This window comes from Leptotrichia sp. oral taxon 223 (assembly GCF_013394795.1).
GTDB lineage: Bacteria > Fusobacteriota > Fusobacteriia > Fusobacteriales > Leptotrichiaceae > Leptotrichia.
Genome location: NZ_JABXYU010000001.1, coordinates 2,115,517 through 2,137,885, shown reverse-complemented (window position 1 = coordinate 2,137,885; position 22,369 = coordinate 2,115,517). Strand labels below are relative to the sequence as shown.

General features: G+C 37.3%; 18 protein-coding genes and 4 pseudogenes. 18 read left to right on the top strand and 4 right to left on the bottom strand.

The genetic code is table 11. The features are described from left to right. Nucleotides 1-331: 331 nt before the first annotated feature. The 14 genes and pseudogenes from HW275_RS10065 to HW275_RS09995 all read left to right on the top strand — a co-directional run bounded on the left by HW275_RS10065 (nucleotide 332) and on the right by HW275_RS09995 (nucleotide 14,145). A complete protein-coding gene (locus HW275_RS10065; protein ID WP_050219866.1) occupies nucleotides 332-646 on the top strand; it encodes a YdcP family protein in 315 nt (104 codons plus the stop codon). Between the two features lie 16 nt (nucleotides 647-662). Continuing rightward, nucleotides 663-1,043, top strand: a complete 381-nt coding sequence (locus tag HW275_RS10060) for a YdcP family protein (protein WP_178936372.1) — start codon at nucleotides 663-665, stop codon at nucleotides 1,041-1,043. A gap of 35 nt (nucleotides 1,044-1,078) precedes the next feature. Beyond that, on the top strand, nucleotides 1,079-2,455 hold the full coding sequence (locus tag HW275_RS10055) for an FtsK/SpoIIIE domain-containing protein (RefSeq protein WP_178936371.1): 1,377 nt from the start codon (nucleotides 1,079-1,081) through the stop codon (nucleotides 2,453-2,455). A gap of 19 nt (nucleotides 2,456-2,474) precedes the next feature. Next, nucleotides 2,475-2,627 carry a conjugal transfer protein gene (locus HW275_RS10050; RefSeq protein WP_178936452.1) on the top strand — a complete coding sequence of 51 codons (153 nt, stop codon included), beginning with the start codon at nucleotides 2,475-2,477 and terminating at the stop codon, nucleotides 2,625-2,627. A gap of 22 nt (nucleotides 2,628-2,649) precedes the next feature. After that, nucleotides 2,650-3,855, top strand: coding sequence for a MobT family relaxase (mobT, locus tag HW275_RS10045; RefSeq protein ID WP_000398284.1), 1,206 nt, complete (start codon nucleotides 2,650-2,652; stop codon nucleotides 3,853-3,855). 42 nt (nucleotides 3,856-3,897) lie between these two features. Further along, nucleotides 3,898-4,119, top strand: a complete 222-nt coding sequence (locus HW275_RS10040) for a hypothetical protein (protein ID WP_001009056.1) — start codon at nucleotides 3,898-3,900, stop codon at nucleotides 4,117-4,119. A gap of 116 nt (nucleotides 4,120-4,235) precedes the next feature. Further along, on the top strand, nucleotides 4,236-4,733 hold the full coding sequence (locus HW275_RS10035) for an antirestriction protein ArdA (RefSeq protein ID WP_000342539.1): 498 nt from the start codon (nucleotides 4,236-4,238) through the stop codon (nucleotides 4,731-4,733). Between the two features lie 88 nt (nucleotides 4,734-4,821). Beyond that, nucleotides 4,822-5,214 carry a conjugal transfer protein gene (locus HW275_RS10030; protein WP_000723888.1) on the top strand — a complete coding sequence of 131 codons (393 nt, stop codon included), beginning with the start codon at nucleotides 4,822-4,824 and terminating at the stop codon, nucleotides 5,212-5,214. Beyond that, nucleotides 5,198-7,645 (top strand): ATP-binding protein, encoded by a 2,448-nt coding sequence (locus tag HW275_RS10025; RefSeq protein WP_000331160.1) that lies wholly within the window; start codon nucleotides 5,198-5,200, stop codon nucleotides 7,643-7,645. Before HW275_RS10030 ends, HW275_RS10025 begins: the two co-directional genes overlap by 17 nt. Nucleotides 7,646-7,647: 2 nt before the next feature. After that, a pseudogene (locus HW275_RS10015) lies at nucleotides 7,648-9,789 on the top strand (CD3337/EF1877 family mobilome membrane protein). 49 nt (nucleotides 9,790-9,838) lie between these two features. Beyond that, nucleotides 9,839-10,788 (top strand): annotated as a pseudogene (locus HW275_RS10010) (lysozyme family protein). Then, a pseudogene (locus HW275_RS10005) lies at nucleotides 10,785-11,719 on the top strand (conjugal transfer protein). The pseudogenes HW275_RS10010 and HW275_RS10005 overlap by 4 nt, the downstream one beginning before the upstream one ends. A 221-nt stretch (nucleotides 11,720-11,940) precedes the next feature. After that, nucleotides 11,941-13,859 (top strand): annotated as a pseudogene (gene tet(M), locus HW275_RS12465) (tetracycline resistance ribosomal protection protein Tet(M)). 118 nt (nucleotides 13,860-13,977) lie between these two features. Continuing rightward, nucleotides 13,978-14,145 (top strand): cysteine-rich KTR domain-containing protein, encoded by a 168-nt coding sequence (locus HW275_RS09995; protein ID WP_000336323.1) that lies wholly within the window; start codon nucleotides 13,978-13,980, stop codon nucleotides 14,143-14,145. Between the two features lie 59 nt (nucleotides 14,146-14,204). Here the strand turns inward: HW275_RS09995 and HW275_RS09990 are convergent, their stop codons facing one another. Continuing rightward, the gene (locus HW275_RS09990) at nucleotides 14,205-14,558 is read right to left on the bottom strand and encodes a helix-turn-helix transcriptional regulator (RefSeq protein ID WP_001227347.1); all 354 of its coding nucleotides are present in this window, start codon (nucleotides 14,556-14,558) and stop codon (nucleotides 14,205-14,207) included. A 504-nt stretch (nucleotides 14,559-15,062) separates the two neighbouring features. Between HW275_RS09990 and HW275_RS09985 the strand changes: the two genes are divergently transcribed. Both HW275_RS09985 and HW275_RS09980 read left to right on the top strand, forming a co-directional pair. Beyond that, a complete protein-coding gene (locus HW275_RS09985) occupies nucleotides 15,063-15,485 on the top strand; it encodes a sigma-70 family RNA polymerase sigma factor (protein ID WP_000804885.1) in 423 nt (140 codons plus the stop codon). Further along, nucleotides 15,482-15,712 (top strand): helix-turn-helix domain-containing protein, encoded by a 231-nt coding sequence (locus HW275_RS09980; protein ID WP_000857133.1) that lies wholly within the window; start codon nucleotides 15,482-15,484, stop codon nucleotides 15,710-15,712. Before HW275_RS09985 ends, HW275_RS09980 begins: the two co-directional genes overlap by 4 nt. 225 nt (nucleotides 15,713-15,937) lie before the next feature. Here the strand turns inward: HW275_RS09980 and HW275_RS12520 are convergent, their stop codons facing one another. Continuing rightward, nucleotides 15,938-16,189 carry a hypothetical protein gene (locus HW275_RS12520; RefSeq protein WP_001845478.1) on the bottom strand — a complete coding sequence of 84 codons (252 nt, stop codon included), beginning with the start codon at nucleotides 16,187-16,189 and terminating at the stop codon, nucleotides 15,938-15,940. Here HW275_RS12520 and HW275_RS09975 point away from each other — a divergent pair. Both HW275_RS09975 and HW275_RS09970 read left to right on the top strand, forming a co-directional pair. Next, nucleotides 16,173-16,376 carry an excisionase gene (locus HW275_RS09975; RefSeq protein WP_000814511.1) on the top strand — a complete coding sequence of 68 codons (204 nt, stop codon included), beginning with the start codon at nucleotides 16,173-16,175 and terminating at the stop codon, nucleotides 16,374-16,376. The two genes, HW275_RS12520 and HW275_RS09975, sit on opposite strands and share 17 nt — an antisense overlap. 81 nt (nucleotides 16,377-16,457) lie before the next feature. Further along, nucleotides 16,458-17,675, top strand: a complete 1,218-nt coding sequence (locus tag HW275_RS09970) for a tyrosine-type recombinase/integrase (RefSeq protein ID WP_001291561.1) — start codon at nucleotides 16,458-16,460, stop codon at nucleotides 17,673-17,675. A gap of 177 nt (nucleotides 17,676-17,852) precedes the next feature. Here HW275_RS09970 and HW275_RS09965 read toward each other — a convergent pair whose 3' ends face one another. Next, on the bottom strand, nucleotides 17,853-18,359 hold the full coding sequence (locus HW275_RS09965) for a hypothetical protein (protein WP_178936370.1): 507 nt from the start codon (nucleotides 18,357-18,359) through the stop codon (nucleotides 17,853-17,855). A 29-nt stretch (nucleotides 18,360-18,388) separates the two neighbouring features. Beyond that, nucleotides 18,389-22,348 (bottom strand): PAAR-like protein, encoded by a 3,960-nt coding sequence (locus HW275_RS09960; RefSeq protein ID WP_370464336.1) that lies wholly within the window; start codon nucleotides 22,346-22,348, stop codon nucleotides 18,389-18,391. Between the last annotated feature and the right edge of the window lie 21 nt (nucleotides 22,349-22,369).

Genomic DNA, 22,369 nt, shown 5'->3' with positions numbered 1-22,369 from the left:
AACATCATAAAATCCCAATTATCCGCATAAACACTGGAAGCATTACACCCTATCAAGGATAAAACCAATCAAATTACTACTGATTTACTACGTATGAATGAGCTTTGGTACGACGATTTTTCTTGAAAGGTGAAATTTAAAAAGACACTTCCAATACAAATTGAATATTCAAAAGAGGTAGGCACTTCAAATATGAGGTGTCTATTTTTTTACTCAATTTGAAAGGTCGTGATAATGATGACAAGAAAACCTCATGAAAAGAAATGCCGTTCTCCCACGACAGGCACACTGAAAATATAAAAATCAATATATCACAGAAAGGACGAAAAATATGGAACTAAAATATGTTATTCCCAACATGGAAAAGACTTTTGGAAACTTGGAGTTTGCCGGTGAGGATAAGGTCATACAAAGAAGAATCAACGGACAGCTTACCGTTTTATCAAGAAGCTATAACCTCTATTCCGATGTGCAGAGAGCAGACGATATTGTGGTAACACTTCCGGCAGAAGCAGGCGAAAAGAACTTTGCCTTTGAGGAAAAAGTAAAGCTCATCAATCCCCGTATCAAAGCAGAGGGATACAAAATCGGCACACGAGGTTTTACCAATTATATTTTGGAAGCAGACGACATGATAAAAGCATAGAAAGTGAGGAAAAGAAATGAGATTAGCAAACGGTATTGTTTTAGAAAAGGAAGCGACCTTTGGAGAGCTGAAATTCTCCGCACTCCGTCGTGAGGTACGCATTCAAAAGGAAGATGGCACGCTTTCGGAAGAAATCAAGGAACGTACCTATGACCTTAAATCCAAAGGACAGGGACGAATGATTCAGGTAAGCATTCCAGCAAGTGTTCCGCTAAAAAACTTTGACTATAACGCACATGTAGAGCTTGTCAATCCGGTTGCCGATACAGTAGCAACCGCAACTTTTCAGGGTGCAGAGGTGGACTGGTATATCAAGGCAGATGATATTGTACCGGCAAAGAATACGGGAAATTTTAAAAAAGAAGCTCCTAAAAAAGAGCCTGTTATTGAAAAATAAGATAAAGAGAAAAAATCGAAAGGAGAAATACGCACATGAAACGGTGGCTTTTTTCCGGTAAACGGATTCGCCCAAGTGATAAAGATTTGGTATTTCATACAGCCATATCTATACTCCTGCCAGTGTTTATTCTTGTAGTCGCCCTGTTTCATGCCAAAACTATCTTAGAGATAAACCGGCAGGAGTTTCATTTACCAAAGGCAAGTGAAATCAATACTCTCTACCTTGCTTTAAGCTGTATCATTTCCGGTATTGTTTGTCTGTCGCTGATTTTTGTGATTAAACGCTATCGTTATGACTGGGTAAAACAACTCTACCATCGTCAGAAATTAGCCAGAATGATACTGGAAAATAAATGGTATGAAGCAAAACAGGTAAAATCAGAAGGCATTTTTGAAGATTCTTCCGGTCGGACAAGAGAAAAGATAAGCTACTTCCCGAAAGTCTATTACCGTATGAAAAACGGTCTGATACGGATACGTGTAGAAATCACACTGGGCAAGTATCAGGAACAGCTCCTGCATTTAGAGAAAAAGTTAGAAAGTGGCTTATATTGTGAGCTGACCGAAAAAGAGCTGAAAGATTCCTATATGGAATACACCTTGCTTTATGATATGATTGCAAACCGCATATCCATTGATGAAGTACAGGCAAAAAATGGAAAGCTCCGCCTTATGAAAAATATCTGGTGGGAATATGACAAGCTCCCACACATGCTGATTGCAGGCGGTACAGGTGGCGGTAAAACCTATTTTATCCTGACACTCATTGAAGCTCTGCTCTGTACAAACGCAAAACTGTATATCTTTGACCCAAAAAACGCCGACCTTGCAGACTTAGGTTCTGTCATGAAAGACGTTTATTACCAAAAGGAAGATATACTTTCCTGCATTGACAGATTCTATGAGGAAATGCTGGAACGCAGTATCTCAATGAAAGAAATGGAAAACTACAAAACAGGAGAAAACTATGCCTATTTGGGACTTCCGGCTCATTTTCTGATTTTTGATGAATATGTCGCTTTTATGGAAATGCTTGGAACAAAGGAGAATACCGCTGTCTTAAACAAGTTAAAACAGATAGTCATGTTAGGTCGGCAGGCAGGTTTTTTCTTAATCTTAGCCTGCCAAAGACCAGACGCAAAATATCTTGGTGACGGTATCCGTGACCAATTTAATTTCAGAGTGGCTTTAGGTCGTATGTCTGAAATGGGCTATGGTATGATGTTTGGAAGTGATGTGCAAAAAGATTTTTTCTTAAAACAAATCAAAGGTCGTGGCTATGTTGATGTAGGAACAAGTGTCATATCTGAATTTTACACACCCCTTGTACCGAAAGGACATGATTTCTTAGGGGAGATAAAGAAACTCGTGGACGGCAGGCAGGACGCACAAAAGGCGTGCGAAGCGTAAGCCTTGCCGTGCGGACTGTCTGCCGATTGGTGTGGCAATAGCCACGCCAGCACTTAACCCCCCGTATCTAACAGGGGGGTACAAATCGACAGGAAACAGTCAAAAAAACATTAGAAAATCCTTTGGTTACAAGGGATTTACAAAATTTCAGCGTATGTCAAATGGGCTTTAAAAGTTGACATACGCCTTTTTGATTGGAGGGATTTTTACTGAATGAACAAACTTGGTTACAGCATTTAAAAGAAAAACGCTTGGCTTATGGACTATCTCAAAACCGTTTAGCTGTTGCGACTGGTATTACAAGGCAGTATCTAAGCGATATTGAAACAGGAAAAGTCAAGCCATCAGAGGATTTACAGCAGTCCCTTTGGGAAGCTCTGGAACGCTTCAATCCCGACGCTCCCCTTGAAATGCTGTTTGATTATGTAAGGATTCGCTTTCCGACAACAGACGTACAGCAGGTGGTCGAAAACATCTTACAACTGAAACTGTCCTATTTTCTTCATGAGGACTATGGTTTCTATTCTTATTCAGAGCATTATGCTTTAGGCGACATATTCGTCCTTTGCTCCCATGAACTGGACAAAGGAGTTCTGGTGGAATTGAAAGGTCGTGGGTGCAGACAATTTGAAAGCTATCTTCTGGCACAACAAAGAAGCTGGTATGAGTTCTTTATGGACGTTTTGGTGGCTGGCGGTGTGATGAAACGCCTTGACCTTGCCATTAACGATAAGACAGGGATTTTGAATATCCCTGTACTCACTGAAAAGTGCCAACAGGAAGAATGTATCTCCGTCTTCCGCAGTTTTAAAAGCTATCGCAGTGGCGAACTGGTACGCAAAGAGGAAAAGGAATGTATGGGAAACACCCTCTATATCGGTTCATTACAAAGTGAAGTTTATTTCTGTATCTATGAAAAGGACTACGAGCAGTACAAGAAAAATGATATTCCCATTGAAGACGCAGAAGTAAAAAACCGTTTTGAGATTCGATTGAAAAATGAGCGTGCCTATTATGCAGTCCGTGATTTACTCGTCTATGACAATCCAGAGCATACCGCCTTTAAAATTATCAATCGGTATATCCGTTTTGTAGATAAAGACGATTCCAAACCTCGTTCTGATTGGAAACTGAATGAAGAATGGGCTTGGTTTATTGGGAACAATCGTGAACGATTAAAACTAACCACAAAACCAGAGCCTTACTCCTTCCAAAGGACGCTGAACTGGCTATCTCATCAAGTTGCCCCGACCTTAAAGGTTGCGATTAAACTTGATGAAATCAACCAGACGCAGGTTGTAAAAGACATTCTCGACCATGCGAAACTGACAGACCGACACAAGCAGATTTTGAAGCAACAGTCAGTAAAAGAACAGGACGTGATAACAACAAAAAAATAACTCAAATACAAATTCATTGAATATAGAGAGGAGAACATTTTTATGAATTTTGGACAAAACCTTTATAACTGGTTTCTATCAAACGCTCAATCACTGGTGCTTTTAGCAATCGTTGTGATTGGCTTGTATCTTGGCTTCAAGCGTGAGTTTAGCAAACTGATTGGCTTTTTAATTATTGCGATTATTGCGGTTGGCTTAGTCTTCAACGCTGCTGGAGTAAAAGACATTTTACTAGAGCTATTCAATCGCATTATTGGTGCTTAAATAAAACCGTTCTTTTGTGGAATATAAGTGGTTTTCTTATGTTCCGCAAAGGAATGGTACACCAAACGAAGTGCGGTAGGGATTTTTGAATCTCTACAAAGAAAGGACGTGAATATATGGACGATATGCAAGTCTATATTGCGAATTTAGGCAAATACAATGAGGGCGAATTGGTCGGTGCGTGGTTTACCTTTCCCATTGACTTTGAGGAAGTCAAAGAGAAAATCGGCTTGAATGATGAATATGAGGAATACGCCATTCATGACTACGAGTTACCCTTTACGGTTGACGAATACACTTCCATTGGCGAACTCAATCGACTATGGGAAATGGTATCGGAATTACCCGAAGAATTACAATCGGAGCTATCTGCTCTGCTCACTCATTTTTCAAGCATTGAAGAACTAAGCGAACATCAAGAGGATATTATCATTCATTCCGATTGTGATGATATGTATGACGTGGCACGCTACTACATTGAAGAAACGGGTGCTTTAGGCGAAGTACCAGCTAGTCTTCAAAACTATATTGATTATCAAGCCTATGGTCGGGATTTAGACCTTTCAGGAACGTTTATCTCAACCAATCATGGGATTTTTGAAATCGTCTATTAAATCTGTCGGTACATTACTACTGGCAGATTTTCTATTTTACGGGGTGGCTCAATCAGCTACCCCTATTTTTTATGAAAGGATTGATTACATGAAGAAAATACGAAGCTATACCAGTATCTGGTCTGTGGAAAAGGTACTGTATTCTATCAATGATTTTAGACTTCCGTTTCCCATAACCTTTACGCAAATGACATGGTTTGTCGTGTCACTCTTTGCAGTGATGATACTTGGCAACTTGCCCCCTCTTTCCATGATAGAGGGAGCATTTCTCAAATACTTTGGGATTCCTGTGGCTTTCACATGGTTTATGTCTACAAAAACTTTTGATGGTAAAAAGCCTTATGGATTTTTGAAGTCTGTCATTGCTTATGCACTGCGACCAAAGCTGACCTATGCAGGAAAAAAAGTAACGCTTGGCAGAAACCAGCCACAAGAAGCCATTACAGCAGTTAGGAGTGAATTTTATGGCATATCCAATTAAATACATTGAAAACAATCTCGTCTGGAATAAAGACGGGGAATGTTATGCTTACTATGAGCTTGTTCCTTACAATTACTCATTTCTAAGTCCAGAACAGAAAATACAAGTGCATGATTCTTTCAGACAGCTTATCGCACAAAATCGTGATGGCAAAATTCATGCTTTACAAATCAGTACAGAATCCAGCATACGTTCTGCACAAGAGCGTTCCAAAAATGAAGTCACTGGCAAGCTCAAAGCGGTTGCCTATGACAAAATCGACCAACAGACAGACGCTTTAATATCCATGATTGGCGAAAATCAAGTGAACTACCGTTTCTTTATCGGCTTTAAGTTGCTTCTCAACGATCAGGAGTTTTCTATGAAAAGTCTTACCGTTGAAGCAAAAAATGCTTTGTCTGATTTTGTCTATGATGTGAACCATAAGCTGATGGGCGATTTTGTTAGTATGAGTAATGATGAAATCCTGCGTTTTCAGAAGATGGAAAAGCTCTTAGAAAATAAAATCTCTCGTCGTTTCAAAATCCGCAGGTTAGATAAGGACGACTTCGGCTATCTGATTGAACACCTTTACGGACAGACAGGCACTGCCTATGAAGAGTATGAGTACCATCTATCAAAGAAAAAGCTGGATAATGAAACGCTGATTAAATACTATGACTTGATTAAGCCTACTCGCTGTTTGGTGGAAGAAAAACAGCGATATTTGAAAATCCAGCAGGAAGATGAAACCGTCTATGTAGCTTACTTTACCATTAACAGCATTGTCGGAGAACTGGACTTCCCGTCCTCTGAAATCTTCTACTACCAGCAACAGCAATTTACATTCCCGATTGATACGTCAATGAATGTGGAAATTGTAGCGAATCGTAAAGCCCTATCTACTGTCCGCAATAAAAAGAAAGAACTGAAAGACTTGGATAACCACGCTTGGCAAAGTGATAATGAAACCAGCTCCAATGTGGCGGAAGCTCTGGAAAGTGTGAATGAGCTGGAAACCAATTTAGACCAAAGCAAGGAATCTATGTACAAGCTGTCTTATGTGGTAAGGGTATCAGCAAATGATCTTGACGAACTCAAACGTCGTTGTAATGAAGTGAAAGATTTTTATGACGATTTAAGCGTAAAACTGGTACGACCATTTGGGGATATGCTCGGCTTACATGAAGAATTTTTACCTGCCAGCAAGCGTTATATGAATGATTATATTCAATACGTGACCTCTGATTTCCTCGCTGGTTTAGGTTTTGGTGCTACTCAAATGCTGGGGGAAAATGAGGGGATTTATGTTGGCTACAGCTTAGATACTGGACGCAATGTCTATCTGAAACCTGCTCTTGCCAGTCAAGGGGTTAAGGGTTCAGTAACCAATGCGTTAGCGTCGGCTTTTGTTGGTTCGCTGGGTGGTGGTAAATCCTTTGCGAATAACCTTATCGTCTATTATGCGGTGCTTTATGGGGCACAAGCAGTGATTGTAGACCCAAAAGCAGAACGTGGCAGATGGAAAGAAACCTTGCCAGAGATTTCCCATGAAATCAATATCGTCACTCTGACTTCTGATGAGAAAAACAAAGGCTTACTTGACCCTTATGTGATTATGAAAAATCCCAAAGATTCTGAATCACTGGCTATTGATATTCTGACATTCCTTACGGGGATTTCCTCTCGTGATGGGGAACGCTTCCCAATCCTTAGAAAAGCCATTCGTGCAGTAACCAATAGTGAAGTACGAGGGTTGATGAAAGTGATTGAGGAATTACGGGTTGAGAATACGCCACTAAGTACCAGTATAGCCGACCATATCGAAAGTTTTACAGACTATGACTTTGCACATTTATTATTCAGTAATGGTTATGTGGAGCAGTCTATCAGCTTAGAAAAACAACTGAACATTATACAGGTTGCGGACTTGGTACTTCCCGACAAGGAAACTTCCTTTGAGGAATATACCACTATGGAGCTTTTATCCGTTGCTATGCTGATTGTCATTAGTACCTTTGCTTTAGACTTTATCCATACAGACCGAAGCATTTTCAAGATTGTAGATTTAGACGAAGCATGGAGCTTTTTACAGGTAGCACAAGGAAAAACACTATCTATGAAGCTGGTTCGGGCTGGTCGTGCTATGAACGCTGGGGTATATTTCGTGACCCAAAATACAGACGACCTCTTAGATGAAAAACTGAAAAATAACCTCGGCTTAAAATTTGCATTTCGTTCCACTGACCTTAACGAGATTAAAAAGACCTTAGCCTTTTTTGGTGTAGACCCAGAGGACGAAAACAATCAGAAGCGATTGCGTGATTTGGAAAACGGGCAATGCCTTATCAGTGATTTATATGGTCGTGTCGGTGTGATACAGTTCCACCCTGTATTTGAAGAACTGCTCCATGCCTTTGATACCAGACCACCTGTGCGAAAAGAGGTGTAAATGTGAAACCATCAATAGTAAACAGAATAAAATCAAACTGGACGCTGAAACGTCTAGGTAAAGTGGCAATGACAGTGGCTTTCACACTTGTGATTGCCATTTTTCTTTTAGCCATGCTGGGAACGGTGGTTCAAGCTGCGGGCTTGGTAGATGATACGGTCAATGTGGCAAATGAATACAGCCGATACCCACTTGAAAACTATCAACTGGATTTTTATGTGGATAATAGCTGGGGCTGGCTTCCGTGGAACTGGTCGGACGGGATTGGAAAACAGGTCATGTATGGACTATATGCCATTACCAATTTTATTTGGACAATCAGTTTGTATGTTTCCAATGCGACGGTTACTTAGTACAGGAAGCCTATCCTTAGACTTCATTTCCGCTACAGCAGATTCCATTGGTAAGAATATGCAGACCTTAGCTGGTGTGAGTGCAAACGGATTTCAACAGAGGGTTTCTATGTTGGATTCTCTTACTCTTGATTTTGTTCTGGGGTTATGTTGCCTATACGGACTGATAAGAGAGAAACCACAAAGGCAATTCATGCCATTATGAATTTGTGCTGGGTTTATCCTATCGGCTTCCTTTATTGCCTACGCTCCCGACTACATTAAAAAAATCATGACTTTTCATCAGACATCAGTAATGCCAGTTTATCACTTGGCACGAAGATTGTCATGCCCCATTCCGATAGTCAAGGCAAGGACAGCGTGGACTTAATCAGAGATAGCCTGTTTTCCATACAGGTTCAGCAACCGTGGCTACTGCTTCAATACAACAGTTCAGACATTGAAAGTATCGGTATTGACCGTGTGGAAAGCCTGCTCTCCACCAGCCCAGATTCCAACAATGCGAAGACAGAGAAAAATTGTTGCGGAAGAAATTGAAGACAGAAGCAATACCAATCTAACCATTACAAAGACCATTAACCGTTTAGGTACAGTCTTCTTCCTATTTGTCTTCAATATTGGGATTTCCATATTGTATTCCTATTAACAGGAATCATGATTTTCTCGCAGGTACTTTTTATCATCTATGCTATGTTTCTGCCTGTGAGCTTTATTTTAAGCATGATTCCATCATTTGATGGTATGTCAAAACGAGCCATAACAAAGCTCTTTAATACCATTTGACACGAGCTGGAATCACATTGATTATTACGACAGCATTTAGTATTTCAACCATGCTCTATACCTTATCGGCTGGTTATCCGTTCTTTTTGATTGCTTTCTACAGATTGTGACCTTTGCAGGAATCTACTTCAAGCTGGGCGATTTAATGAGTATGTTTTCTCTACAGAGTAACGATTCTCAAAGTGTGGGAAGTCGTGTGATGAGAAAACCTCGTATGCTTATGCACGCTCACATGCACCGTCTACAGCGGAAACTTGACGTTCCATGACTACTCTAGGGCTGGGTCTGCCATTGTTACAGGTAAAAAAGGACAGTCGGGTTCGGGAGTTCTGCAAGACACAAGCAGATCACTCCCGACCAGACGGAAAGGAAAAATCAACACTTGGAAAACGTATCGGTCAAACCATCGGTACAGTAGCTGATACCAAAGACAGAATGGTAGACACTGCTAGTGGTTTGAAAGAACAGGTTAAAGATTGCCGACCAATGCAAATATGCAGTATATCAAGGAAAATCCAAAGTAAAAGAGAATGTCCGTGATTAACCAGTAGTATTTCTCAACCAAAGCGGACAGAGCCAGTGGACGCAAGGAACAGCAGGAACAAAGGCGAAAAACCATTGCGAAGCGTCGCTCTGAAATGGAACAGGTCAAACAGAAAAAACAGCCTGCTTCTTCTGTTCATGAAAGACCGACTACAAGACAAGAACAATATCATGATGAACAGACCTCAAAACAGTCTAATATTCAGACTTCATATAAGGAATCTCAACAAGCCAAACAAGAGCGTCCAGCAGTTAAGTCCGATTTTTCAAGTCCAAAAGTGGAACGCCAAGGCAATACCGTTCAAGAAAAAAAACCGTTCAAAAGCCAGCAACTTCAACCATACAGCAGATAGAACTTCACAACGTCCAATCACAAAAGAACGTCCGTCTACTGTTCAAAGAGTACCACTACAAAATACAAGAAGTAGACCACCAATCAAACCGCCACCATTAAGAAAGTCGTAAGAAACCATGAAGTGAAACTTTAGTGATTGGTGGTTCTGGATTATTCTTGATGGTTTCTCACTGCTTCTGTTTGTTGCCATTTATTTTCAGATGAACAGGACAGCGGAATTTCCAATATTCATTATGGAGGTGTGAATGTTTCCGCAGAAGTGCTGGCTCATAAGCCTATGGTAGAAAAATATGCCAAAGAATATGGCGTTGAAGAATATGTCAACATACTTCTTGCGATTATACAGGTGGAATCGGGCGGTACTGCGGAAGATGTTATGCAGTCCTCGAATCCCTCGGTCTTCCACCTAATTCATTGAGTACAGAAGAATCCATTAAGCAAGGTGTGAAGTATTTCAGTGAATTATTAGCCAGTAGCGAAAGGCTCAGTGTAGATTTAGAATCGGTTATCCAGTCCTACAATTATGGTGGTGGTTTCTAGGGTATGTGGCTAATCGTGGAAATAAATATACCTTTGAACTGGCTCAAAGTTTCTCAAAAGAGTATCAGGTGGCGAAAAAGTGTCTTACCCCAATCCCATAGCCATACCTATCAATGGGGGCTGGCGATACAACTATGGCAATATTTTTATGTGCAACTGGTAACGCAGTATCTTGTCACAACAGAGTTTGATGATGATACGGTACAAGCCATCATGGACGAAGCACTGAAATATGAGGGCTGGCGATACGTTTACGGTGGAGCTTCCCCGACTACTTCTTTTGATTGTAGCGGACTGACACAATGGACGTATGGAAAAGCTGGAATTAACTTACCACGAACCGCACAACAGCAATATGATGTGACCCAGCATATCCCACTATCGGAAGCACAAGCTGGCGATTTGGTTTTCTTTCATTCTACCTATAACGCTGGCTCTATATTACTCATGTTGGGATATACCTTGGCAATAACCGTATGTTTCATGCAGGCGACCCAATCGGTTATGCCGACTTAACAAGCCCCTACTGGCAACAGCATTTAGTGGGAGCAGGACGAATCAAACAATGAGAAAGGAAGATTTAATGATGAAATTTAGAAAAAATCAGAATAAAGAAAAACAGATACCAAAGGAAAAGAAACCTCGTGTCTACTATAAGGTCAATCCTCATAAAAAGGTTGTGATTGCCTGTGGGTACTTTTAGGGCTTAGTTTCAGCTTTGCGATATTCAAGCACTTTACAGCTATAGATACTCATACTATTCACGAAACAACTATCATAGAAAAGGAATACGTTGATACTCATCATGTAGAAAATTTTGTAGAGAACTTTGCGAAAGTCTACTATTCATGGGAGCAATCCGATAAGTCCATTGATAATCGAATGGAAAGTCTAAAAGGCTATCTGACAGATGAACTTCAAGCTCTCAATGTTGATACAGTACGCAAAGATATTCCTGTATCGTCTTCTGTAAGAGGATTTCAGATATGGACGGTAGAGCCAACTGGCGACAATGAGTTTAATGTAACCTACAGTGTAGACCAGCTCATTACAGAGGGAGAAAATACAAAGACCGTCCACTCTGCTTATATAGTGAGTGTCTATGTAGATGGTTCTGGAAATATGGTACTGGTTAAGAATCCGACCATTACCAACATACCTAAGAAATCAAGTTATAAACCAAAAGCCATTGAAAGTGAGGGGACGGTTGATTCCATTACAACCAATGAAATCAATGAGTTTTTAACGACGTTCTTCAAGCTCTATCCTACAGCGACAGCCAGTGAACTTTCCTACTATGTGAATGACGGGATATTAAAACCAATCGGAAAAGAGTACATCTTTCAAGAACTGGTAAATCCTATTCACAATCGTAAGGATAATCAAGTCACGGTATCGCTGACAGTGGAGTATATCGACCAGCAGACCAAAGCAACGCAGGTATCTCAATTTGATTTGGTACTTGAAAAGAACGGGAGTAATTGGAAGATTATAGAATAACAAATATTGGTACATTATTACAGCTATTTTGTAATCACGTACTCTCTTTGATAAAAAATTGGAGATTCCTTTACAAATATGCTCTTACGTGCTATTATTTAAGTATCTATTTAAAAGGAGTTAATAAATATGCGGCAAGGTATTCTTAAATAAACTGTCAATTTGATAGTGGGAACAAATAATTGGATGCCCTTTTGGGCTTTTGAATGGAGGAAAATCACATGAAAATTATTAATATTGGAGTTTTAGCTCATGTTGATGCAGGAAAAACTACCTTAACAGAAAGCTTATTATATAACAGTGGAGCGATTACAGAATTAGGAAGCGTGGACAAAGGTACAACGAGGACGGATAATACGCTTTTAGAACGTCAGAGAGGAATTACAATTCAGACAGGAATAACCTCTTTTCAGTGGGAAAATACGAAGGTGAACATCATAGACACGCCAGGACATATGGATTTCTTAGCAGAAGTATATCGTTCATTATCAGTTTTAGATGGGGCAATTCTACTGATTTCTGCAAAAGATGGCGTACAAGCACAAACTCGTATATTATTTCATGCACTTAGGAAAATGGGGATTCCCACAATCTTTTTATCAATAAGATTGACCAAAATGGAATTGATTTATCAACGGTTTATCAGGATATTAAAGAGAAACTTTCTGCCGAAATTGTAATCAAACAGAAGGTAGAACTGTATCCTAATATGTGTGTGACGAACTTTACCGAATCTGAACAATGGGATACGGTAATAGAGGGAAACGATGACCTTTTAGAGAAATATATGTCCGGTAAATCATTAGAAGCATTGGAACTCGAACAAGAGGAAAGCATAAGATTTCAGAATTGTTCCCTGTTCCCTGTTTATCACGGAAGTGCAAAAAACAATATAGGGATTGATAACCTTATAGAAGTGATTACGAATAAATTTTATTCATCAACACATCGAGGTCAGTCTGAACTTTGCGGAAAAGTTTTCAAAATTGAGTATTCGGAAAAAAGACAGCGTCTTGCATATATACGTCTTTATAGTGGCGTACTGCATTTGCGAGATTCGGTTAGAATATCGGAAAAGGAAAAAATAAAAATTAAAGAAATGTATACTTCAATAAATGGTGAATTATGTAAAATCGATAAGGCTTATTCCGGGGAAATTGTTATTTTGCAGAATGAGTTTTTGAAGTTAAATAGTGTTCTTGGAGATACAAAGCTATTGCCACAGAGAGAGAGAATTGAAAATCCCCTCCCTCTGCTGCAAACGACTGTTGAACCGAGCAAACCTCAACAAAGGGAAATGTTACTTGATGCACTTTTAGAAATCTCCGACAGTGACCCGCTTCTGCGATATTATGTGGATTCTGCGACACATGAAATCATACTTTCTTTCTTAGGGAAAGTACAAATGGAAGTGACTTGTGCTCTGCTGCAAGAAAAGTATCATGTGGAGATAGAAATAAAAGAGCCTACAGTCATTTATATGGAAAGACCGTTAAAAAAAGCAGAGTATACCATTCACATCGAAGTTCCACCGAATCCTTTCTGGGCTTCCATTGGTCTATCTGTAGCACAGCTTCCATTAGGGAGCGGAGTACAGTATGAGAGCTCGGTTTCTCTTGGATACTTAAATCAATCGTTTCAAAATGCAGTTATGGAGGGGATACGCTATGGCTGTGAACAAGGATTGTATGGTTGGAATGTGACGGACTGTAAAATCTGTTTTAAGTATGGCTTATACTATAGCCCTGTTAGTACCCCAGCAGATTTTCGGATGCTTGCTCCTATTGTATTGGAACAAGTCTTAAAAAAAGCTGGAACAGAATTGTTAGAGCCATATCTTAGTTTTAAAATTTATGCGCCACAGGAATATCTTTCACGAGCATACAACGATGCTCCTAAATATTGTGCGAACATCGTAGACACTCAATTGAAAAATAATGAGGTCATTCTTAGTGGAGAAATCCCTGCTCGGTGTATTCAAGAATATCGTAGTGATTTAACTTTCTTTACAAATGGACGTAGTGTTTGTTTAACAGAGTTAAAAGGGTACCATGTTACTACCGGTGAACCTGTTTGCCAGCCCCGTCGTCCAAATAGTCGGATAGATAAAGTACGATATATGTTCAATAAAATAACTTAGTGTATTTTATGTTGTTATATAAATATGGTTTCTTGTTAAATAAGATGAAATATTTTTTAATAAAGATTTGAATTAAAGTGTAAAGGAGGAGATAGTTATTATAAACTACAAGTGGATATTGTGTCCTGTATGTGGAAATAAAACACGATTAAAGATAAGGGAAGATACTGAATTAAAAAAATTCCCCCTCTATTGTCCGAAATGCAGACAAGAAAATTTAATTGAAATAAAGCAGTTCAAAGTAACTGTGATTACAGAGCCAGACGCAAAGACGCAGAGCCGATAAAATGAGATTAATACAATCTCATTTTATCGGCTCTTTCCGTTATGTATGGATTCTTTTAATTAGTCTTCGATGTTTCTTGCTTCGTTGATACCGCTGGCTAAAGATTCCATTAAGGATAGTTCTTTGTCTGTAAAGCTATCCATGTATTTCTCTATCTGTAATCGTCGGGTGCTTTTTACCAAGTTATTAGCAGGTAAGAAAAATTCATCAACGGAAACATGAAGTAACGATACAAGGTCATAAAGAACTTGTATGCTGGGGTGTTGCCCTTTATTTTCAATATTAGTTAAGTACCGTGGGTCAATTTCAATCAATGCTCCCACTTGTTCACGAGTTAAACCTCGTTTCAATCGAGCTTCTTTAATGGCTAAACCAAAGGCTCTAAAATCATATTTATCTTCTTTTTTACGCATAGTAGACCACCTCTATACATTTTATTGTTCCTACTGAATTAAAAACAGGTATAGAAAAACGTGTTATATGGTTTATAGGTTTATATTTAATAAAAAGCACTACTAAACGCCAATAAAAAAAACCGTTATATGGTAGTGCTATTTACGCTGTTAAAATATTGTATATTACTTCCAAATGGCGGTTTGTTGGAGGTCAACGTCGCCATGAAGTACATCATATACAATAAATTTCCTTACATTGGGTTCTTGTCAAAAAAAGTCGTCTATCTGCAATAGATAAGTACGTCCACCAATGTGGTTTTATAAATCATATAGATAGAATAACAGAAGCATGTAAACAGAGAAATAAATCTGTTTATATGCTTTTTTGGCTATTCAGAACTTTTTTACAAAGTTTATTTATCAGTAATGCAACAAATCCCCCTTTCACATTGGGACTAAGAGTGAAAGGAGATAAACGAGCAAGGCTCACTTCCTTTCCTAGACAGAAAGGGGGTGAGAAACATGAAACCATCTTCTTTTCAGACCACAATAGAAAATCAGTTTGACTATATCTGTAAACGTGCTATGGAAGACGAGCGAAAGAATTATATGCTTTATCTTTCAAGGATTGCAAAGCGTGAGGTGTCCTTTTCGGATGTTGGCGATTATCTTGTTAGCCAGTTTGCGACAACAGATAACTATTCAACTGACTTTCAGATTTTTACACTCAATGGGTTATCAGTAGGCGTTGAAAATGATTTGTTGAGTGAAGCATTACGTGAGTTGCCAGACAAGAAACGTGAAATTCTACTGCTGTTTTACTTTATGGACATGAGCGATTCAGAAATTGCAGACCTGTTGAAATTGAACCGTTCTACTGTCTATCGGCATAGAACCAGTGGACTAGCCTTAATTAAAAAGTTTATGGAGGAATTTGAAGAATGAAAACACAATATCCTATGATTCCCTTTCCTCTCATTGTAAAGGCAACAGATGGCGATACCGAAGCGATTAACCAGATTCTACATCATTACAGAGGGTACATAACGAAGCGTTCCCTACGACTTATGAAAGATGAATATGGCAATCAAAGTATGGTCGTTGATGAAGTCTTACGTGGAAGAATGGAAACCAGACTGATTACAAAGATTTTGTCATTTGAAATTAAGTAATATCCTCTCTCCTTTCGTGGAAGCGTGCTAAACCATTCCACGCTTCCCGAACAGGGAGGTTTGTTATTCCACCAAAGCATATTGAGCTTTCAATGTGTTTTGATAGGCTAACGAGCCATTGTTCTTTGAAAACTGAATAAAAGTAATCGAATACGTTTCGATAAGAAAAGAGCCAACGGAACTAACCGCCATGACCTATCTTATAAAGATAGCGAGCGATTCATGTTAGTGATCCGAGAAGCAATCTTTAGCAGGATTGCCTGCAACGACATTCTTATCGTGATAATGATACTCCCATACAGTCAATAGTCCGAGCGTGATAAAACCGTCGCAGGCAATGAGTATGGCTACATGAGAACCATGCAGGGGTGGAACTCCCGTGAGCTTTGCTAAAGCTGTTCGATTGCTGGTAAAACAACTTTTATGAAATCCAAATAAGTGATTTGGAAAGGAGGATTTTATGAAGCAGACTGACATTCCTATTTGGGAACGTTATACCCTAACCATTGAAGAAGCGTCAAAATATTTTCGTATTGGCGAAAACAAGCTACGACGCTTGGCAGAGGAAAATAAAAATGCAAATTGGCTGATTATGAATGGCAATCGTATTCAGATTAAACGAAAACAATTTGAAAAAATTATAGATACATTGGACGCAATCTAGCGTCGCCAAAGGGTCTTGTATATGATAAAATAGTATTAAGTCGTATCAAGGCTCTTTCCATAAAGGAAAGGAGCAAATGCCATGTCAGAAAAAAGACGTGACAATAAAGGTCGAATCTTAAAGACTGGAGAGAGCCAACGAAAAGACGGAAGATACTTATACAAATATATAGATTCATTTGGAGAACCGCAATTTGTTTACTCGTGGAAACTTGTGGCTACAGACCGAGTACCAGCAGGAAAGCGTGATTGTATCTCACTTAGAGAGAAAATCGCAGAGTTACAGAAAGACATTCATGATGGTATTGATGTTGTAGGAAAGAAAATGACACTCTGCCAGCTTTACGCAAAACAGAACGCTCAAAGACCAAAGGTTAGAAAAAACACTGAAACTGGACGCAAATATCTTATGGATATTTTGAAGAAAGACAAGTTAGGTGTAAGAAGTATTGACAGTATTAAGCCATCAGACGCTAAAGAATGGGCTATTAGAATGAGTGAAAATGGTTATGCTTATCAAACCATCAATAACTACAAACGTTCTTTAAAGGCTTCATTCTATATTGCTATACAAGATGATTGTGTTCGGAAGAATCCATTTGACTTTCAACTGAAAGCAGTTCTTGATGATGATACTGTCCCTAAGACCGTACTAACAGAAGAACAGGAAGAAAAACTGTTAGCCTTTGCAAAAGCTGATAAAACCTACAGCAAAAATTATGATGAAATTCTGATACTCTTAAAAACAGGTCTTCGTATTTCAGAGTTTGGTGGTTTGACACTTCCAGATTTAGATTTTGAGAATCGTCTTGTCAATATAGACCATCAGCTATTGAGAGATACTGAAATTGGGTACTACATTGAAACACCAAAGACCAAAAGTGGCGAACGTCAAGTTCCTATGGTTGAAGAAGCCTATCAAGCATTTAAGCGAGTGTTAGCGAATCGAAAGAATGATAAGCGTGTTGAGATTGATGGATATAGTGATTTCCTCTTTCTTAATAGAAAGAACTATCCAAAAGTGGCAAGTGATTACAACGGCATGATGAAAGGTCTTGTTAAGAAATACAATAAGTATAACGAGGATAAATTGCCACACATCACTCCACATAGTTTGCGACATACATTCTGTACCAACTATGCAAATGCAGGAATGAATCCAAAGGCATTACAGTACATTATGGGACATGCTAATATAGCCATGACGCTGAACTATTACGCACATGCAACATTCGATTCTGCAATGGCAGAAATGAAACGCTTGAATAAAGAGAAGCAACAGGAGCGTCTTGTTGCTTAGTAGTACAAATGAATTTACTACTTATTTACCACTTCTGACAGCTAAGACATGAGGAAATATGCAAAGAAACGTGAAGTATCTTCCTACAGTAAAAATACTCGAAAGCACATAGAATAAGGCTTTACGAGCATTTAAGAAAATATAAAAAGATAATTAGAAATTTATACTTTGTTTTACTTAAAAAATTTCCTTTCCGTCTTTAACATTATTTTTATACTCCGATATTCGTTCTATATTTCCATTTTCACCATACCAATACTCTTTTCCATTCAATTTTCCATTTTTGTAATTTATTTCTCTATATTTTTTACCATTCACTAAAAAAGAAATCATCTTACCTTCTCTTTTTGTTTTTTCAGAATTTTCTTCAAGTTCGCAATCATCCATACTTCTAGATTGGTAAATACTATTTATCTTTCCATTCATAAAATGTTGGGTTATCAAATACACTCCATTATTTTCAGAATGCAAAATTCTGTAATATTCTGCTTTTCCTTTATCGTCTATCCTGTTACAAGAATCATCAAAATATCCAATAAATTTCCCTTTTTTCTCAAATTCTTTTATATCTGAAATTATTTTTTGATATTTTTTATCAATTTTATTATCTGCCATACAGGATATACTAAAAATAAAAAAATACATCATTATTATATTTTTTATAATTTTATTTTTTAATCTCATAATTACCACTCTCCATAATTCTATATTTTTTAAGGTGTATAACTCAATTTATTTCCTCTATCTTTATAATCTTGGTAATGTTGACTTGCTGTTTTACCAAATCTAAATTGAAAATGTGGTTTGTCTTTAAACTTAATTCCCCATTCTGCACCAAATTTTACAGCTTCATTATTAAATAATTTATAATCTTTTTCTCTCCAGTATGCTTTCCCATTTTCTATTGTACAAACATCAATAGCTAAACCATAATTATGATAACTATACCCTGCTTTAACCCATGTTACTACAGGTCCTTTTGTTGTTCTTCCTTTTTTATAAAGTTCATTTTGCTGAGCGTGACTTCTGTATCCATCTGTGACTCTCATTCTTACCTTATATTTATCTTCCATAAAATTTATCAAATGTTTTACTGTACATCTAATCCTAGGATCTAATTTTTTTATTCTTTCATTAGTAACTTTATCCCAAGTATCTCTACAATCCAATTTCTGGTTCTCATGCGGACAAGTTAAACAATTTTTCTTTTCACTTTCTTTTGGATTTAAAGTTTGAATCTGTTTTGAAGTCGAAATATTTGAAGTATTATTTTGACTCTTAGCATTACTTTCTGTTTTTATATTTTTACTAACAGATTTTACAATATTAGATTTTGAGTTCAGAACATTTGACCGATATTTAGCTGTATCCTCCTTTATTTCCATTTTAGGAGTATTATCAGTTTTTTTCTGTGTAGTATTATTAGATTTTGAAGAACTATGAGTTTCATCCCACACTCCTTGACTAAACGGGCACGCCGCCACACTTCTTCCATTTTTTCTTATGGCATTTAACACATCTCCCGCAGTTGGAGCATATTTTGTAGAGGTATAAAGCATTTTCCCTATTCCAATCCAGTTTGACACATCTGATGATTTTATTCTTTGTTTTGGAATTACCTTTGTCTGTTTTACATTATTTTGTATTTTATAGTTCTGTAATTTTATCTGTTCTGTATTTGTAGTATTTACATCACTATTTAATTCTGATTCAATCAGTCTTTTTGCATTTTCTGTTACAGCCAGATTTCCAGCTCGCATTAAATAGCCGTAAGTTATTACAGGCAGCATTTTTGCAGAATAAAAACGTTTTCTTTCGTAATCACACAAACTTAAGCCATAATTTTTTATTATCCCTTTAGTATCAAATTTAGGTCCTGATTTTTGTTTTACACTTTTATAGGCTTCCTTGAATGTGGCATAAATTCTTTTTCTTAAATATTTTTCTTTTTCCGAAGTAACTTCCTGATTTGCAATTTGCATTTTTGCCTTATTTTTCTTTATGAAATTTTCTTTATCTTTCTTTTCAGAATCAGTTAATTTTCTCATTCCAAGCATATTTTTTACATCCTTCGCAAAATATGAACGCATGTTGTTCATTACTCCAGTTTTATATCTCTTCCACTTAGCAAAGTTCTGTGCCTCTTTTTTTAATTTCGTCTGCATAAAATTATTGTTTACATCACTACAAATGTTTATTAACAGCCTATATTGACAATCCGCATCTCTTACAGCTGCCTTAAATTCCTTAGCCTTAGTAACTGCTGTTCCCACTTCCTTTTGTCCAGCGTCATCAATGCTTATGATTCCACCGTGCATGCATTGTATAGTTGAAATATCCAATAATGCAGGCGTATCCCTCACTTTTACATCTGTATTTTTCTCCCATGCCCCTATTAACGCAGGTTGGCAAATTCCAATAGCACTACAGGACTTAAACGGCTGTATTTTAGTATCATTTATATTTGCCTGCTTTCCTCCTTTAAGCATAACTCTATCCTCATTTATTATTAATCTGCTGATGTCCTTCCCAAGTGTACACTTTAACATGCAGTTAGTATTTACAAACAATTCTCCAGTAGGATTTATAACATTCTGCAAGTCATAAAATGATTTATAAAAGGCGTACAAGTCCATAGAATCAATATTTGCCGCATAGTCTCTTAATTCCTTGCTGTCCTTAAATAAAGCCTGAATAATACTTTTATCTTTCTCAAAATCTGAATTATCCCTATAATTTTCATAGACTTCATCAATCAAATTGCTTATTTTTCTGATATTTCGCACTTTTATAGCTGATTTTGAAGTTATCCAGTCATTCAGAACAGTAGTTACCCTTATATCTTTTCCAATTTTTTGAAGCCTGCCAAATAGTCCCATTTCACTTTTTGAAGGCAAATCTATTCCCTTGTGTTTTTTTATATACCATAACAAATAATTTCTTACAATGTTACTATCCCTGTATTTATGGTTATCAAAATACTTAATTTCATTTTCTTCTTTAAATCCAGTCTGCACTTTCAGAAACTCAATTATTATATTGTCAATCAGTCTTCTCGACAGAGGAAACTGCCTAATTCCATTTTCATCCATAGAATAAGTTTTTTCATATTCTGATATATTTTCTCCAAGTTCCCTTATCAAATTTTCACATCTTGTCTTTTGTAATTCTGATGGCTGTTTTTTACTAATTTTTATAATAATTTCGTCAATATCCTTTATTCCTTGCATGTATTTATCATATTTTTCAGGCAATTGATTTTTTTCAATCTTAACTTCCTCATCTTTTACATGTATTTGAATCACGCCTTGTATTTTATCCACATAATCATTTTGCTTCTTAAATTTATTTACAGGCTTTTTATCAGGAAATTTCACATATTTTGCCGAATATTGACTAAGCACATATTCTAAAGATTCCACAGCACTTTTATTTGGAATAGGATATGAATAAATATAATAAACTATATCCTGAATCCGCAAAACTTCATTATTTTCTTCCCTTCCTCTTAAAATATCAAACCCATGCTGTCTTATCACATTTCCAATATTCTCGTTATCTTTGGTTGCCTCGTCATACATTTTCAAAATGACATTTATATCTTCCTTATTCTCTTCCAGCACTTTTTTCCCAGTCTTAGTTTCCAAATATTTCACATAATCCTGATTATAAACATTTTCATCGTTAAACTTAGCTTGCAACCTTTTTAAAACAGCTTCTTCAGGATTTACAAAGGCTAGTTCAGGAGCTTTGCTATTTTCACTCCTATCCCTTTTATACTCTTCACTATCCCAGACTTCCTCAAATTTCTGCCCATTAAATGTAAACACTCCTACTTTGCTGTTATTTTCAGCATTTGATGTTGAGGCAGGTGTTTGTGCTGATTTTTGTTGAGAATTATTTGAAACATTGGTTTTAGGTTTCTGCTGAACCACAGCCTGTTTATTTATGTTTTTGTTATCAGTCTGGGTATGATTCTTCTCCACAACTTTATGCCCAATTTCACAATTATCTTTAAATCCAATAATGACTGATAAATCATATCCTGCTAAATTTTCAGCATAAAGTAAGGAAGGCATTGCATTTCCATCTACTGGTATTCCCCAGACACCTTTAAAATTATTCTCTAAAGCATTAGACATCGCACCTTGCCCACATAAATGTGATGCCGCCATCATCCCAGATGATGTAAGCAAAAAACTTTTTCCCCTCAAATCTTCTGCTTTATATCCATACTTTCGTTTTTTCATCATTGTTTCTTTTACTATTTTTTCAGAAACCGTCACTTTTCCTGGACCTTTATAAATCGCATTTTTAGGAACTGATATGTTTTTACAAATTTTATCCTTATGTTTTTTCATAGTTGCCCATCTCATCTTTACAGAACGCATCATAACTTCATCCTGAGCTGCAGGCGTATTTAAAAAACTACGTTTACCTGTTAATTTCCACTTGGTTGCACCTTCACCAATAAATCTGGCATTTGCCCAAGTTGAACCTTTTGGAAGCCAACCCATATCCATCAGAACATCTGTTCCAATTTGATACTTTCCAATATAATATTTTTGATCTGCTAAATTATATTTTCCTCCACTTTCCAGCTTAGCCAATTTTTCAAAAAATTCAACTGCACTATCCCCAATATCTACCCCTTTAAATTTCCTGTTTACCACAATTAATTTCCCCCTTTTAAT